Source organism: Stenotrophomonas sp. IS26, assembly GCF_054188265.1.
The window spans coordinates 26,999-42,741 of record NZ_JBSZJV010000028.1 but is presented as its reverse complement, the minus strand read 5'-3'; the positions used below and the strand labels follow the sequence as shown (position 1 = coordinate 42,741).

Here is a 15,743-nt window from a genome sequence, read left to right as displayed (position 1 = left end):
GTGGTCAAGGCCGAGGGGGACAACGCCGTGGCCGTGGGCAGCGAAGGCAAGGAGCGCAGCGTCCGCCACGTGGCCAAGGGCACGGCCGATACCGATGCGGTCAATGTCCGCCAGCTCAATGACGTACTCACGCAGTCCAACGAGTACACCGATCTGGCGGTGGAGGGCTTGAACAAGCGCCTGGATGGCATGGACAAGCGTTTCAACCGGATGGCGGCGATGAGCAGTGCGCAGAGTGCGATGGCGATGAACACCGCCGGCCTGAATACCTACAACCGCCTCGGCGCGGGTGTGGGCCATTCCGATGGCGAATCGGCACTGGCGGTGGGCTACCAGCGGGTGATGAACGAGCGTGGCTCGGCCACCTTCAGCCTCAATGGCGCCTTCACCAACAGCGGTGAGAAGACCGTCGGTGTGGGCGTGGGTATCGGCTGGTAAGCGGCACGTAGCCCTGCGGCTTGTATAGGCTGCCCGGGTCGGTATGACTGCGCAGCCGGTAAGGGCGCTTGATCTGGCGCGGTTCGCTTCTGGCGGGCCGCGCCTTTTTTTTGTGCGGCGTGCGCGGCCATTTTTCATTGGTGTTGTATGGAAGTCGGGCGAGGGGTGCCATTAGCGTGATGGTGAGGCGCGCGCACTCCGCGCGATGCCCCTTGCGGTGGAGGCGCGTGAATGAGTGATCGCACCCGGGGAGTGGCCGTGGCAACCGTGGGGGAGGCCGGCCTATGATCGGTTCGCAGGCGTCTGGACGCGCCTTGGCCGGGGCTGGGCGGCCCGGTTCCGGGGGCGGGAGAGTGGACCACCGTGTCGCACTGCGTGTGGTGTCGTTCGCCATCGCCCTTGCCGGTGCATGGGCCGGTTGGACACTGCTGTCCGCCCCCAAGCTGCAGGTGACTCCCGAGGCCGCGCACGTCTGGATGCTGGCGCTGGACGACCGCATCCGCAAGCGCGCGCAGGCAAGTTACGAAGGGCCGGAGGTGCTCCGCTTTCACCAGCGCGTCGCGGGGCCAGGCACCGCGGAGGGCGCGGGCCCCGGGGCTCACCGAATACAGCAGGTCCGTGGTGTGCTGCTGGAGCCGGCCGCGTTGCGCTACCAGCAGAAACTGCTGCAGGACATCGCAGCCCTGATCCTGGCGCTGGACGAATGCGGCGAGCTGCACTGCCGTGAGGTGGATGCGTATGTTGCGATGCTGGGGGCGGTGCGCGAGCACAGTACCGATGCGGTGTGGCGCAGCGCGGCCCAGCCAGACTGGGGCGGTCCGCATGGCCATGAGGTGTGCCACATCCAGGACGTGCATGCGTACCGCGATACGCTGTGGGACATCGTCGGCATCCATGCCGATCTTTCCAGCCGCTACTATCACCAGCACCGGGCAGTGACCGTGCTGCAACTGCTGCAGCGCCGCCTGTTCTGATAGCCAAAGGGGTCCCGGTGCCCGTCTGCCTTTTGTGTATGCGTGGCAGGGCATGCGCCTCGAGAGGCGCGAAGGGTGAGCTATCGGCGGCTTGGCCGCGTCAGACTCATCAGGCAAGTGTCATATCGCGATCGCATTGGACCTCTTCGGTTCATCAGCGGATACCGGAACAACCAGACGGCCAGTACCAAGACGACACCGCCGGCGCCCCTTTTTACGGCGGGGATCAGATTTGCTGCGCCACGCTTTCCGTGGTCGGTTGGATAGCAACGAAGGTGGTACGTCAGCCGGCCAATTCTGCGTGGCACAGCGTTTCATCTCGAGTTCAACAAGGTTGATGTCCATCTTGCCCAGCACGAGCCCATAAACAGCGAGGAATGCGTCCGCATGTCCAGTGGCGCCATAGCCGGCCTCGTAGAGAACGGCATGGGTGAGCTCGTGGGCCACTGTCAGCTGGAACGGGTCTGCTCCCCACTCGACGAACTCGCGTTCACAGGCTTGGCCGATGGTGATCCTGCGGGCCTGCATGTTGAAGGTTGCTTTCCCAGAAGCCAGGCCTAGCTGGTCGAACACGAGCGTGGGCACCGATGCCGTCAATGTCCGCCAGCTCAACGACGTGCTCACGCAGTCCAACGAGTACACCGGTATGGCGGTGGAGGGCTTGAACAAACGCCTGGATGGCATGGACAAGCGCTTCAACCGCATGGCGGCCATGAGCAGCGCAAAGAGTGCGATGGCGATGAACACCGCCGGCCTGAATACCTACAACCGCCGAGGAATCACTGCTCGCGCTGCAAGGCGAGGGCGGCGGCTTCGCCGACGTCAATCACTACAGCACCGCGCTGTGGGAGATCGTGGATATCCATGCCGAGATGACCGAGGCCTTTGAGCGCGAGCACCGTTTCGTGACCGTGCTTCAGTTGGTGCTCGGAGGCACGCCGTCCACGCCATCGGCCGGGGCCGGGCTGAGACTGGCCACCAGTGCCCAGACCTGCGCATCGGCGGGGTCGCCGTTGATGGCATGCGCTTTCAGGCAGCGCTGTAGTTCGCACAGAGTGGGCACGGTGTCCACGTCGCCCACCATCGAGGCCGCGCCCTGCATGCGGTGCGCCATGGCCAGCGCACCGCGCCAGTTCTGCACACGGATCGAAACCTCCAGCCCGGTCCGGTCGAGCTGCATCTGGTGATGGTAGATTTCCATCACGCTCACGCCTTGCTGTACGGGCACGACGGGCGCCTTCGCATCACGCACCGGTGCGCCGCTGGCGGCATCGAAGGCGACCCAGTCGATGGGCTTGCCAAGATAGACATCGACCCCGGCGCGGCGGTAGGCCGCGCGGTCCATCACGTCGGTGGCGGCGGAGACAGACAGCAGCCTTGCGGGCGGCCAATCGTGGCGGCGTTCGATCGCGCGGATCTCCTGGGCGATATCGCTGCCATCGGCGTCCATCAGGTCGCCATCCACGGTGATGATGCCGAACGGCCCCTCTTGATTCATGAGGCGGATCGCCGCGGCACCGGAGCTGGCGATGACCGTCTCGAACCCCAGCCCGCGCAGCCGGCGGACCATGATGTTGGCGATCGCGGGTTGATCCTCGATCACCAGTGCGCAGGCCACCTTGGGTGCAGAGGCCCGGAGGAGGGGCGAGGTCATCTCCGGCGCGGTATCGCCGAGTTGCCCGCGTAGCGTGGCCACGAAGGTCGCACCCGATCCTGGCCGGCTGGAGACGGTCACGTTCCCGCCGTGCGCGCGCGCGATACGTCGGCACAGGGAGAGTCCGATGCCGGCGCCGTGTTTGAGCTGGCCGGTGCGGGTGGCGCTGAAAGGCTCGAAGATGCGTGCCATGTCGTGGGCTGGAATCCCGGGGCCGACATCGGTCACGCGAAGCACGACCGTTCCGGTGTTACCGACGCCAGGCAAGAAGCAGAGCCCGATCGTCACCTCGCCGTGGTCACTGAACTTGATGGCGTTGGAGATCAGGTTGCTGGCGATATGGTGCAGGGCGCGCGCATCGCAACGCGCCTGCAGCGTAGCCTCACCGTCCATCTGCAGCACCAGGTGAAGCCCCTTGCAGCGGGCCAGCGGCCGCATCGCCGAGAGGCATTCGGCCACGATGCCGTGGGCGTTGTGCAGGAAAGCGGCATCGGCATGCTCGGGCGCATCACGGAACATGAACTCCAACGCGTTTGTCAGGGTGTGCTTCAGCGCATCGGCAGCCGACCGGGCCGATTGGAACAGCCGGTTGCGTTCGTCCGGGTCCGCCTCGGCCTCCAGCAGATCGATGGCTGAAATGACCGAGGCCGCGCCGTTGCGGACTTCATGATTGACCAGGGTCAGGATGCGCGCTGCACTGGCCTGGCGTGAGGCCAGTGAGCGCGCATTGCGCTGCGACTGGGCGACGGCCAGCAGGAACGCCAGCAGGAACAGGCCGAGCAGTGTGATAGGCACGCGGTAGTGGGACAGCACCGCCCGCAGTGTGGGTGGAGAGCGGTACAGCGTGTTCAACCAGCGCTCCAGGATGTCCTGGCGGGTATCCAATGGCAGCGAGAGGAAGGTCTGGTGCGCCATGGCAATCTCGCCGGCGCGCTGCGGCAGCGAGGCCACCCGCATCTCCACCGGTGGGCCATCCGAAACCAGATGCACCTCCAGCCGCTCGCCGAAGCGCTTGCGCGCCAGCGGCGCCAGCACGGCATCCACACCGAGCGCGGCGTCGATGCCACCGCTGTCCACCGCCTCGAGCATCGCATCGACGCTGGGCAGGGGATACACGTCGATACCGGGGAAGTGCTCAGCCAGATAGCCGCGATACTCCCCATGGCCGATCACGCCCACGCGCATCCCGCTCATCGCCGACAGCGCGCGAAAGGCCGCTGTCGGGCGCGTGACCATGACCGTGGTGCCGCTGTAGAAGGACGGCGAGACCGCGGCGGTGTCGGGCAGCATCGTGGCGGTGGAGGGCAGGGAGAAGGCCATTCCGTCCACCTGCCCGTTGTGCAGCAGCAGGACTGCACGCTCGATGGAGGGCGCGGTGACCAGCTTCAGCGTGAGCCCGGACAGCGCCTCGACTGCCTCCAGATAGGCACCGGGCCCGCCTTGCGCGGCATCCCCGGCCAGGCCGTGCTGGCTGGCCATCTGCGGGCCGATGGCCAGGCTGAAGGGCGTGCGCTGTGCCGTCGGGGAGGACAGGACCAGCCAGAGCAGGCTGCCGGCGATAGCGAAGGTGGCCGTGAGCCATGCCACGCGCCACGGGCTTTGTCGCCGGCCGGTGGTGCGGAAAGGGGAGGAAGCACGCGGGTCCATGCACCAGTCATCCGACAAAAATATCCCCCACAGATACGCCGGCATCGCACGGCGGGGTATGCAACAAGTACGAAAGTTCCACCCAGCATGGCGTCTCCGCAGGCCGCGTCACAAAGCCATACCCGTCGCCTCCCGGCGTTCATATGAACCCGATTTTCATAGTGCTTGCATGGCGATGCGGTTCCCGATTCGTCATGGTGATCGAAGGACGGGGCTGGCGTCAGCGCCCAGAGGGAATGGACACTCCATGGCAACACGCATTGTGGTCATCAGTGACCACCCGCTCACTGTGTTTTCCCTTTGTTGCCTGCTCGGCAGCGTGCCGGCGTGCCGGGTGGTCGACGATGCCGGCAGCTGGTCGGCATTCCGCGAGCGGGTCGGGGAGGATGAGCCCGAGTTGGTGATCCTCGATCTGCCTGCCTGCATCCGTCAGGGTGCGGAGGCAGTGGAGATGATCGGTGCCGTGCGTGGGCAGACCAGCGCAGCGGTCATGGTGTTGACCGACAGCGCCCACTCCGACGGGTTGGCGAACCTGCTGGACGCCGGGGCATCGGCCATCGTGCAGCGCCGCGCGCCGCTGGCGGTTTATCTGGACGCAATGACATCCGTCATTGCCGGGCGCCGCTATGTGCATGACGGTTGGGCGGAACGCACCTTTGACCAGGACGCACCGCGGCAACCCCCTTTGTCGGCGTTGTCGCGATGCGAGCGGCAGGTATTGGCGCTGATCGCCAAGGGCAACTCGGTCAGCGAGATCGCCGGATGTCAGGCCAAAACCGTCAGCACGGTGAGTCGGCAGAAGCGCACGGGGATGCGTAAGTTAGGCGCTGCCAATGACAGAGAGCTTTTCGATTTACTGCGTGCGCATCCAACAGATCGCTGACTGAATGGAAACGGCGCCAGGCTGAACAATTGCAGTGACGCCGCTGTGTTTTGCAAGTTCTTGCATGTACCTGCCCGCAGGCCGCTGCCACTCTCGCCGCACTTCCGCTGACCTGGTCCCGCTTTGAGCGGGCAACACCCCGTGCCGATACGCATGAGCCCATCGCTTTCCCATCGCGCGCCGCATCGGCAGCGTCGGGGAGGCGCGCGTGTCAGCACATTGGCGGCGGCGCTGGCCGGCTGCTGGCATGGTCTGGCCATGGCCAGTGGCAATGGGGCACCGGTGGAGCTGGCATTCAATGCCGATTTCCTCATGGACGGCGCCAGCGATGCCGATCTGGAGCGCTTCCGCCACGGTAATCCGGTTGAAGCGGGCGAATACGATCTGGACGTCCACCTCAATGACAGCTTCCTGGGCCGTCACGGCATCACGTTCCATCCCGGCGCCGATCCTCTGCGTGCCGAGGCCTGCCTGCCGCGCACGCTGCTGGAAGACGGCGGCGTCAAAGCCGAGCACCTGCAGCAGGACGTGCGCGGTTGCGTGCCGCTGGTCGGCCGCGTTGAACACGCCCAGGCGCATTTCGATACCCACGCGCTGCGCTTGAACCTGAGCGTACCGCAGCAGGCGTTGGAGACCCAGGCGCGTGGCACGGTCAACCCGGGGCAGTGGGACCCTGGTGTCACCGTCGGCATGCTGGATTACGACTTCAACGCGCAGCGCAATGACAGCGGTGTGGCAGCGTACGCAGGCCTGTCCTTCGGCTTCAACCACGGGCCGTGGCGGCTGCGCCATCGGGGCACATGGCGGCGGCACGAGGGCGACAGCGGCTACCAGGCCGGGCATACGTATCTGCAGCGGGATGTGGTGCGCTGGCGCAGCCAGTTGCTGGTGGGGCAATCCATGACCACCGGCGAACTGTTCGACAGCATTGCCTTCACCGGGGCGCAGCTGTCCAGCGATGAGCAGATGCTGCCCGATGCCCTGCGCGGTTATGCGCCCCTGATCCGCGGCATGGCGCGCTCGGCGGCTACCGTCACCGTGCGCCAGAGTGGTTATGTGATCCATGAGATCCGGGTGGCAGCCGGGCCGTTCCTGATCGATGACCTGTACCCCTCCAATTACGGCGGCGATCTTGACGTGGTGGTCACTGAGGCCGATGGCAGCGAGCAGCGCTTCTCGGTGAACTTCGCCGCGGTGCCGCAGGCACTGCGGCAAGGTGCCTGGCGCTACAGCCTGGCGGGGGGGCGTCGACGCACCTCCGGTGAGCATGATGGGCTGTCCGACCCGGTGTTCTTCCAGGGCACCTGGGGCAGGGGCATGAACAACTGGCTCACCCTGCTCGCCGGTACTCAGGCCACGCAGGGCTACCACGCCGCACTGGCTGGCGCGGCAATCAACACGTCCATTGGCGCGTTCGGCGCAGACCTGACGCACTCGCAGGTAACGCTCAACGGCCATGGCGTGCGCCGGGGCAACAGCGTGCGCGTCAACTACCAGCGGCACATGGCCAGTACCGGCACCAACATCGGCTTGGCCACCTATCGCTACAGCAGTGGCGACTTCGTCACCCTGGAAGAGGCGATGCAGTGGCGCGCCAAGCCGGGCGACGCGTCCGGCCAGGCCATCCTGCAGCGCGCCAAGCGCCGCATCCAGCTGGATTTCTCGCAGCAACTGGGCACGCGCTCGTCTGCCTTCGTGCGTGCCAGCCATGTCAGCTACTGGGGCGCAGCCCAGGCACAGACCGACTACCAGATCGGCCTGCAGAGCCGTTGGCGGCGTGTCAGCTGGAGCCTGAGTGCGATGCGCGTGCGCTCGAGCACCGGCCGCCGTGATGACCAGTTCCAGGCACAGTTCGAGGTGCCGCTGGGGGGCACCGAGCGCCCGGCCTCGGTCAGCCTGTCGCTGGCGCAGCAGCAGGGAGGCACCAGCCAGTATGTCAATGTCAGTGGCCGGGCCCCCGGCTCGCTGCCGGTTGACTACGGCGCGGGTCTGTCGCGCTCGCCCGATGGCAGCAAGAGCGCCAATCTCAGCGCGCAGCTGCAGACGCCGCTGGCGCGCGTCAGTGCCGGCTACATGTACAGCGAGCACGATCAGCGGATCACCGCCGGTGCATCCGGTGCGGTGGTATGGCATCCGGGCGGCCTCAATCTGGGGCCATCGCTGGGCAACACGTTCGGCATTGTTCGCGTGGACGGTGGCAAGGGGGCCCGCGTCGGCATCAACGGCGCCAGAGTGGGCCGCAACGGCTATGCCCTGTTGCCCGGCCTGAGCCCGTACCGCTGGAACGAGGTGACCATCGCCTCGGACGGCCTGTCACTGGACCTGACGCTGCTGCAGAACAGCCGCCGGGTGGCCCCCACGGCGGGCGCAGCGGTGGCGCTCTCGTTCGAAACGCAGCAGCGGCACGCCGCGTTCGCCTACGTGACCCACCCCGACGGCAGCGCGCTGACCCACTTCGGCAGCCAGGTGTACGACAGCGAAGGCGCCGTGGTCGGCGTGGTGGGGCAGGGCGGCATTGTCCACCTCCATGCGCCGATCAACGGTTGGCTGACCGTGGGCACCGGCACCACGGTGCACTGTGTGATGCAGTTCAGCCAGGCCGAGGTGCGCAGGGAGCGCGGCCAGCGCTGGGCCGAATCGGTCTGCCAGGACAGCGCGACCACGGCCGGTGATGACCACCAGCCCCCTGCTGCACCAGCACCACCCGTAACACCCCTCATCGAGCAGGCCGCCTCCGCGGCTGATCTCACCGTTCCTCTTATTACTTCGACAGGATATCCATGACCACCACCTTCGCATACGCGGCCCGGGCGGGCACCGCGCTCATCGCCCTGGCGCTCACCGCCTTTCCGGCGGCTGCACAGAGTCGCGCCACCGCCAACTTCGCATTGACTGGCCAGATCGAGGCCGGCACCTGCGCCATTGGCGCAGTCAACCGCACCATGCCCACCGCCTCGGCCAGCGACTTTCCCAATGTCGCGGCCACCGCCGGCGGTGCGACACCCAGCTTTGATACGTTCAATCTTGCGCTGACCGGCTGCAGCGGCGTGACCGGTGCCACGATCACCTTTGGTGCGGCCGCCGATGCAGCTGATGGCCAGGCCGACGCGTTCAAGAACAAGGCAGCGACCAACCCGGCGCCGTATACCGGCCTGCTGTTGAAGGAGACCAACTGCGCCACCGGCGCAACCGTCACGCCGGGCAAGACCTTGAACCGCACTTTCGCCACCGCCACCCACAACGTGCCGTTGTGCGCGCAGTACTACAAGCTCGCGGGCGGGCTGGTCACCAAGGGCGCGATCAGTACGGCCTTCACTCTCACCGTGACGTTCCTCTGAGCCATGGCAAGTCTGCATCCGTTACTGCTGCTCGGCCTGGTGCTGCCCGGAGCCGCGCTGGCCCAGGCGGGGGGCACCGCCAGCTTCGCCATGGGCGGGCAGATCGAGGCCGGTACGTGCGCGGTGGGCTCTGTGGCCAGGACGTTGCCTGAGGTGACGGCCAACGTCTTTCCGCAGAGCGCAGAGGGAACCGCTGGTGTCCCATCCAGCTACACGGCGTTCGCACTTTCTCTTACCCGCTGTGCGGGTGTGCTGGGCGCGGAATTCGTGATGGGCACCCCTGCCGATGGCGAGCCAACGCATAGCAATCTGTTCCGGAACAAGGCGGCGGATGCAGCGCCGTTTGCCGCCATCTGGCTGAAGGCGGGCACCTGCGCGTCCTCAAGCACGATCACGCCCGGCGCGCCGTTCTCCCGTGATTTCTCCACGCCGGAGTACGAGCTGTTGCTGTGTGCGCAGTATGCCAAGTACCGCGGCGGCCTGGTGACCCAGGGCGGCATCAGCACCGATTTCACCGTGACGATTACCTACCGATGAGGGTCATGATGCGCATAGTGTGCCTCCTGCCGTTGCTGATGCTGGTGAGCGTGCTGCCTGCGCGTGCGCAGAGCACCGGCACATCCAACGTCGCGCTTACGGGCCGGATCCAGCCGGGCACCTGCACGGTGGCGGCGGTCAATGAACGCTTTCCAACCGTCATGGCGAACACGTTCAACAACAATCCCGCAAGCGAGAACAGCAATGCCGCCAGCTGGCTACCGTTCAATCTCACATTGACCGGTTGTGCAGGAGTGACCGGCGCAACGCTGGTGTTCGGGACAGCCGCAGATGCAGAGCCATCCCGCGCGTCGATGTTCCGGAACAAGGCTACGGCGGATGCCGCACCGTACGCGGCTATCTGGCTGCGGCCCACCACCGATTGCGCCACTGGCGGAACCATCGCGCCCGCCAGTACGCGCAACGAAACCATCAGTGGGTCGACCCACGAGGTGCCGCTGTGCGCGCTGTACGTCAAGCTTGCCGGCGGCGTGGTCACGCGGGGTGCGATCAGCACCCGCTTCACCGTCACGATCACCTACCAATGAGGGCGCGCATGACCCTCGCCAAGGCGCTGGTCACCGTGCTGCTCGCGGCGCCGCTGCCGGCGGCGGCACAGGAGATTTCGAGGGCGCGCATCGATCTCAACGGCACGCTCCTGGCCGGTACGTGCACCGCGACGGCCGTGTCGAAGAACATGCCCGCCGTGGGCGTGAATGCTTTCCCGCAGACCGCCGCCGGCAAGGGGGGGGCCGCGGCCAGCTATACCGATTTCACGATCAATCTGACGGCCTGCTCGTCCGTCACCGGCGCGACGTTCGTCTTCGGCACCGATGCGGACCGTCACGCCACCGAACGCGACAGCTTCCGCAACAAAGGCGCTGGTGGATCGCCCTACATCGCCATCTGGTTGCGCGGCAGCTGCAGCGCAGGGCCGACCTATCAGCCTGCGCAGGCCGTCACAAAGACCTTCACCACAGCAACCTATTCGTTTCCGCTGTGCGCCCAGTACTACAAGTCCGCCGGCGGTCTGGTCACGCAGGGCCCTGCCAGTACCAGTTTCATCGTCACGATCACCTACCAATGAGGCCGGGATGAACCTTCTCAACTGCCTTCCGCTACTGGCGATGTGTGTCTGCCCGCTGGCCGCGGCGCAGAGCACCGTGCGCGTTGATCTCAATGGGAGCATCCAGGCAGGTACCTGCACGGCGGCTGCGGTGAGCAAGACCATTCCCGCAGTGGGTGCCAATGTCTTCCCCCAGGTAGCAGGAAACACCGGCGCCGCCGCTGCCAGCTACACGAATTTCGAGATCGCCTTGACCGGTTGCTCGGGTGTTACCGGGGCGACGTTCCAGATGGGGGCGGTGGCCGATGCCAGCACCCAGGCCAATGTGTTCCGGAACAAGGCCACCAATGGCGCGCCGTTCACCGGCTACTGGATCAAGGAGGGTACCGGCCGCTGCGCCAGCGGCACCACCGTTGCCCCGGGCGCGGCCATCACCAGGAACTTCACGGGTGCCACGTACCAGCTCTACCTGTGCGCCCAGTACGTGAAGATCGCCGGCGGCCTGGTGTCGATGGGCCCGCTGTCCACCAATTTCACCGTCACCATCACTTACCGCTGAGGCCTTCCATCATGCGATTTCCTGCCTGCATTGCGATCATGGTGTCCGGGCTCCTGCTGGCTCCCGTGCACGCACAGAACGTCAGCCTGACCGGGACCGTTCGCCCGGGTACCTGCACCCTCAACAATCCCACCCACACCATGCCCCCGGTGAGTGCCGACAAGTTTCCGGCCACGGCCGGCGGTGGTGTGGCGGACAGCTACACGCCGTTCTCGCTGGCGCTGACAGCATGCAGTGGCGTCAAAGGTGCGCGCCTCACCTTCGGCGCCGCCGCCGATGCAGCACCTGCACCGAATGCCACGATCTTCCGCAACAAACTGACCACCGGCGCTGCCCCCAATACCGGCATCTGGCTGCAGGAGGGCGCATGCTCGGCCACCGGTACCACCGTGGCACCGGGCAGCACACTGGCGCGCACCTTCAGCGGTACCCATACCGAAGCGCTGTGCGCGCAGTACACCAAGGTGGGCACCGGTGAGGTCACCGCAGGTGACATCAGCAGCACCTTTACCGTGACTGTCGATTACCAATGAGCCGCACGCGCGCCAGCGCAGCGCAGCGGTGCCGCAGTGCCACCGCGCTGTGCGTGATCCTCCTGCCCTGGCCGCGGCCTGCGTTGGCCGACGGTGTGGTCGATCTGGCCGGCAGCGTGCGTCCCGGCACGTGTGAGGTACACAGCGAGGACCAGGCCAAACGGGTGGACCTGCCCAGGGTGCAGTTGCACGTGATCGGGGCGGCCACCGGCGTGGTGGCCGCCACGGCACTGGACTGGGAATTCCGCCTGGTCAATTGCCGCGGCGTGCGCCGGGTTGCGCTGGTGTTTGCCGGCCCCCCGCATGCCGCCGGTCAGCCGCAATACGCCAACCACGGCACTGCCACCGGCGTGAGTCTGCACCTGGTGGAGCAGGGCTCGGAGGCTGTGATGCCGGCCGCCGGTCACCACGCCAGCCTGGCGGTGGCCAGCGGCGCGGCGACATATCAGGGCCGCAGCTACTTCTATCGGCACAACGGCAGCCCCCTCCAGCACGGCAGCTTCAAAAGCGCCGCCACGGTCGTGGTGACCTACGACTGAAACCTACGCGCCGATCTGTCGCTTGAGCAGGCCGGACCACTGCATATCCCTCAAGCCCACTTCAAAGGAATTTCCCATGAAACGACCCATGACCGCCCTGCTGTTCGCCGCCCTGCTGCTGCCCGCGCTGGCCTCGGCCAACACCATCGATTTCGACGGCGAGCTGGTGGCCAGTACCTGCACCGTCACGGCGGCGGCGAAGGTTGACGTCAAGTTCGGCAAGCTGGATGTATCGGCACTGTCGGCCGCCGGCAATGAGACCGGCCGCGCCTCGATGCCGATCACGCTCACCTGCCCGGGCGCAGCGCCCACCGGCACGGTGGCGGTGCGCTTTGAGAGCCCCACGCTTGGGGACAACGCCACCGGCAACCTGCGCCTGACTGCCGCCAGCACCGCCAAGAATGTGCAGATCGGTATCGACAACGCCGCCGGCACCCGCCAGATCATCAATGGCCTGCCGACCGCCGATTCGTTCGTGCCGATCACCACCGGTGCGGTGAAGCTGGACTACACCGCGGTCTACGTTGCCGTTGGCGGCGCGGCCGGTGCGGGCACCGCCAAATCCAATGCCACCTTCACGGTTGCCTATCCCTGATCCCACGCAGCCCGGGGCCGCAGCTGCGGCTCCGGCGAGGCGGGCGCCCGGCCAGGCCGGGCCTGACTGGAGTTTCCTCATGCATCGCTTTTCTTTCCGCCCGCTGTTGGCCGCTGCCTTGATGGCCGGCGCATCCATGGCCATCGTTCCCCACGCCCATGCCGGCGTGGTGATTGTCGGCACCCGCATCATCTTTGATGCCAACGATAAGGACCGCACCATCCAGCTCAACAACCAGGACGATGCGCCCGCCATGGTGCAGGCCTGGATCGATGCGGGTGACGCCGACGCCAAGGCCAGTGAGATCCGGGTGCCGTTCGTGCTGACCCCGCCGCTGGCGCGCATAGAGCCGCGGCAGGGCCAATCGCTGCGGCTGCTGCATACGCCGCAGGCGATGCCAGAGTTGCCGACGGACCGTGAGTCGGTGTTCTATTTCAACGTGCTGGAGATTCCCCCACGCCGCGAGGCTGCGCCGGATGAGAATCTGCTGCAGCTGGCCGTGCGCAGCCGCATCAAACTGTTCTATCGCCCCGTGGGCCTGGAGGGCAAGCCGCGCGAGGCGGCCGCCAACCTGCGGTGGAGCAGAGGGCGCGATGCCGATGGTGAGTACCTTGAGGCGCACAACCCCAGCCGCTATCACGTCTCGCTTGCGACGGCCTCGGTGGGCGGTGCCAGCGTGACTGAGCCGGGCATGATTGCGCCGGGCAGTTCGCTGCGCATGGCGCTGGACAAGGCGCCGGGTGCAGGGCAGGCCGTGCAGTTCGACTGGATCGACGATTTTGGTGGGCACCTGAGCGCGTCGGCGGCGCTGGCGCAGTGAGCGGGTGGGCCGCGGCAGGCCTGCGATGGCGCAGCTGGCTGGCCGCCAGTGTGCTGCTGGTGCTGAGCGCGCCAGCGTGGGCGGATTGCAATGCGAGCAACCCCGGGGTAAGAGCGCTCGCCGCGCCCACCAACGTGCCTTTACCGGCGATTGGCCAGACGGTATCGACCAGCAACGGCACCAGTTTTACGTTCTCAGGGTGCTCCAAGGGGATCCGTATTCACCTCACGATGTCGGCCGGGTCCACGGATGCGGCCACCCTGGCCCATTACGATACATACAGTGCCGATGTGTTCGGCGTGCGGGTTCGGGTGAACGGCGTCCTCAGGCCTCTGGGCACCACAGACATCATGAGCGCACCCTCGTCAGGGACCTATTCGGTGGCATTCGAGGTCATCCGGCGTAATGGCACCAGGGTTACTCACGACAATCGAGCGCCCAACATCTGGGTGTGGATCTGCGAGGTCAATGCGTATTCGGGCTGCCCCAGCGTAGACAGCAGGACGTTCCGGACCGACTTTACCTTCGGCATGCTGCCGGGGTTCTGCCGCCTGGCCAATCATGCTCCGCCTTTGGCGGACGTGCGCGCGACGGACCTGGGGGCAGTGAACAGTACGGTCACTGCCAATGCGGGGTTCATCATGCCGCTGACCTGCACGGGGGCGGTCACCATGACCACCAATGTGCGCTTTACCCTGCGTGATGCCCACACCACGGGAAGCACGAGCAACCTTCTGGCGGCGATCCCGGGCAGCACCACCAGCAAAGGGCTGCAGCTTCAGCTGTTGCGCAAGAATGCCTCGGGCACTTACGTGGTGCAGAACATGGGATCGAGCTGGACGCAGGCCAAGACGGCCGCCAACGTAACTGCGCCGTTGGATTTTGCCGTGCGCTACATCCGCACGGGCGCATTGACCCCGGGCACGATCGGCAGCGCGGTGACGTTGACGATGGACTATCCGTAGTGGGGGCGTGATGTGACCTGACAGCGAGTGGACCTATCCGAGCCATGACGCCGCCGCAACGCACTCGCATCATCCTCACGATGATTCCACGCGCTGCTGCTTACCCGCCTCCTAAGCTGGAGCTCCCATCAAGACGCTTCCCCCACCCATGACCACAGCACTGCAGGATCTCGACGCACTTGAACCCATCGATATCGATGGACTCAAGGCACAGGGCGTGCCGCCGGTCGCCCAGTACCTGGTGGACCAGGAAAAGTTCGTGTTGCTCGGCGGCAAGCGCGGCATCTATCGCCTGGCCGGGACGGAGACCGTCTGCTACTTCACCAGCCTGGATCAGATCCGGCTGCATCTGCTGGGGCAATCCTTGACCCGATTGACCGTGGAGCTCGCCTAGGCGGCGCCTCAGATTCCGCCGTGGCGCGGCAACGGCGCAGGCACGTTCAACTGGCCGCCTGCGGCGACATAGGCCGCCAGCGCTTCGCCCTGGCTGAGCAGATGCCGGTTCATCCTCTGCTCGGCGGCTTCGGCATCGCGGTTGCGGATGCATTCCATCAGTGCGCGATGCTCGGCCAGTGACTGGGCCATGCGGCCCGGGGTCAGCAGTTGCCGGCCGCGGTGCATCTTGAGGATGCGATGCAGATCGTGCGTCACCCGGATCAACCACGGGTTGCCCGCGTGGTTCTGCAGGCTTTCATGGATCAGGTAATTGTTGCGGTAGTACTCGGCAAGATCGCCCGCGGCGGCGGCGACCTCCATCGCGTCATGCAGGGCCTGCAGCTGCGCCACGCCGTCCGCATCGATACGCTTGACCGCTTCATGCACGCAACGGCCTTCCAGCATCGCCATCACCGGAAACAGCTGGTTGAGGTCTTCCAGGGTGAGCCGGGTGACGCGGCTGCCGCGGCCGGCATCGAGCTGGACCAGCCCTTCGGCGGCCAGCAGTTTCAGGCTCTCGCGCAGTGGGGTACGGCTGATGCCCAGTTCCTCGGCGAGCATCGGCTCATCGATCCATTCACCCGGCGGCAGTTCGTAGTCGTAGATCTTCTGGCGCAGCTGCTCGGCCACCTCTTCATAGAGCGGCACGCGTTTCTTCGACAGGCGGGGACCAGGGGCCAGGGGCATGGCAGGGCTTCATGGGCAGGTGTGCAGCATTCTACCGGGTCATGGCGGGCCCGCCGTTGCGGGCCCGCCATGG

The 15,743-nt window shown here is 66.2% G+C and carries 18 protein-coding genes; 15 read left to right on the top strand and 3 right to left on the bottom strand.

All coding sequences use genetic code 11. The annotated features are described in order from the left end of the window. Both ACW6W5_RS17015 and ACW6W5_RS17010 read left to right on the top strand, forming a co-directional pair. The coding region (locus tag ACW6W5_RS17015) for a YadA-like family protein (protein ID WP_193222865.1) at positions 1-438 on the top strand (438 nt) is incomplete at its 5' end. 353 nt (positions 439-791) lie between these two features. Continuing rightward, positions 792-1,412: a hypothetical protein gene (locus ACW6W5_RS17010; RefSeq protein WP_152154272.1), complete on the top strand. Its 621-nt coding sequence runs from the start codon at positions 792-794 to the stop codon at positions 1,410-1,412. A gap of 120 nt (positions 1,413-1,532) precedes the next feature. Here ACW6W5_RS17010 and ACW6W5_RS17005 read toward each other — a convergent pair whose 3' ends face one another. Together ACW6W5_RS17005 and ACW6W5_RS17000 are read right to left on the bottom strand one after the other, a co-directional pair. Next, positions 1,533-2,159: a hypothetical protein gene (locus ACW6W5_RS17005; RefSeq protein WP_193222866.1), complete on the bottom strand. Its 627-nt coding sequence runs from the start codon at positions 2,157-2,159 to the stop codon at positions 1,533-1,535. 169 nt (positions 2,160-2,328) lie between these two features. Continuing rightward, on the bottom strand, positions 2,329-4,713 hold the full coding sequence (locus ACW6W5_RS17000) for an ATP-binding protein (protein ID WP_193222867.1): 2,385 nt from the start codon (positions 4,711-4,713) through the stop codon (positions 2,329-2,331). A 247-nt stretch (positions 4,714-4,960) separates the two neighbouring features. On the opposite strand from ACW6W5_RS17000, the gene ACW6W5_RS16995 reads away from it, so the two are divergent. From ACW6W5_RS16995 to ACW6W5_RS16935, 13 genes are all read left to right on the top strand, one after another. Next, a complete protein-coding gene (locus ACW6W5_RS16995; RefSeq protein ID WP_193222868.1) occupies positions 4,961-5,596 on the top strand; it encodes a LuxR C-terminal-related transcriptional regulator in 636 nt (211 codons plus the stop codon). Between the two features lie 153 nt (positions 5,597-5,749). Further along, on the top strand, positions 5,750-8,380 hold the full coding sequence (locus ACW6W5_RS16990) for a fimbria/pilus outer membrane usher protein (RefSeq protein WP_152154281.1): 2,631 nt from the start codon (positions 5,750-5,752) through the stop codon (positions 8,378-8,380). Beyond that, positions 8,377-8,934: a fimbrial protein gene (locus ACW6W5_RS16985; protein WP_121036918.1), complete on the top strand. Its 558-nt coding sequence runs from the start codon at positions 8,377-8,379 to the stop codon at positions 8,932-8,934. The genes ACW6W5_RS16990 and ACW6W5_RS16985 overlap by 4 nt, the downstream gene beginning before the upstream one ends. Before the next feature lie 3 nt (positions 8,935-8,937). Next, positions 8,938-9,471, top strand: a complete 534-nt coding sequence (locus ACW6W5_RS16980; RefSeq protein ID WP_121036917.1) for a hypothetical protein — start codon at positions 8,938-8,940, stop codon at positions 9,469-9,471. Positions 9,472-9,476: 5 nt separating this feature from the next. Then, positions 9,477-10,019: a fimbrial protein gene (locus tag ACW6W5_RS16975; protein WP_193222869.1), complete on the top strand. Its 543-nt coding sequence runs from the start codon at positions 9,477-9,479 to the stop codon at positions 10,017-10,019. A gap of 8 nt (positions 10,020-10,027) precedes the next feature. Then, on the top strand, positions 10,028-10,558 hold the full coding sequence (locus ACW6W5_RS16970) for a fimbrial protein (RefSeq protein ID WP_183073632.1): 531 nt from the start codon (positions 10,028-10,030) through the stop codon (positions 10,556-10,558). Between the two features lie 7 nt (positions 10,559-10,565). After that, positions 10,566-11,096: a fimbrial protein gene (locus ACW6W5_RS16965; protein ID WP_152154286.1), complete on the top strand. Its 531-nt coding sequence runs from the start codon at positions 10,566-10,568 to the stop codon at positions 11,094-11,096. Between the two features lie 38 nt (positions 11,097-11,134). Next, entirely contained in the window at positions 11,135-11,629 is a 495-nt protein-coding gene (locus ACW6W5_RS16960) for a fimbrial protein (protein WP_193222870.1), read from the top strand. Beyond that, a complete protein-coding gene (locus ACW6W5_RS16955) occupies positions 11,626-12,168 on the top strand; it encodes a fimbrial protein (protein WP_152154289.1) in 543 nt (180 codons plus the stop codon). The genes ACW6W5_RS16960 and ACW6W5_RS16955 overlap by 4 nt, the downstream gene beginning before the upstream one ends. A 76-nt stretch (positions 12,169-12,244) precedes the next feature. Further along, on the top strand, positions 12,245-12,763 hold the full coding sequence (locus tag ACW6W5_RS16950) for a fimbrial protein (RefSeq protein WP_152154291.1): 519 nt from the start codon (positions 12,245-12,247) through the stop codon (positions 12,761-12,763). A 79-nt stretch (positions 12,764-12,842) separates the two neighbouring features. Further along, the gene (locus ACW6W5_RS16945) at positions 12,843-13,583 is read left to right on the top strand and encodes a fimbrial biogenesis chaperone (RefSeq protein ID WP_183073630.1); all 741 of its coding nucleotides are present in this window, start codon (positions 12,843-12,845) and stop codon (positions 13,581-13,583) included. Positions 13,584-13,633: 50 nt separating this feature from the next. Beyond that, positions 13,634-14,548 carry a fimbrial protein gene (locus ACW6W5_RS16940; protein ID WP_152154295.1) on the top strand — a complete coding sequence of 305 codons (915 nt, stop codon included), beginning with the start codon at positions 13,634-13,636 and terminating at the stop codon, positions 14,546-14,548. Positions 14,549-14,696: 148 nt separating this feature from the next. Further along, positions 14,697-14,942 (top strand): hypothetical protein, encoded by a 246-nt coding sequence (locus ACW6W5_RS16935; protein ID WP_121036908.1) that lies wholly within the window; start codon positions 14,697-14,699, stop codon positions 14,940-14,942. Between the two features lie 8 nt (positions 14,943-14,950). Here the strand turns inward: ACW6W5_RS16935 and ACW6W5_RS16930 are convergent, their stop codons facing one another. Beyond that, positions 14,951-15,670: a GntR family transcriptional regulator gene (locus ACW6W5_RS16930; protein ID WP_121036907.1), complete on the bottom strand. Its 720-nt coding sequence runs from the start codon at positions 15,668-15,670 to the stop codon at positions 14,951-14,953. Positions 15,671-15,743: the final 73 nt, after the last annotated feature.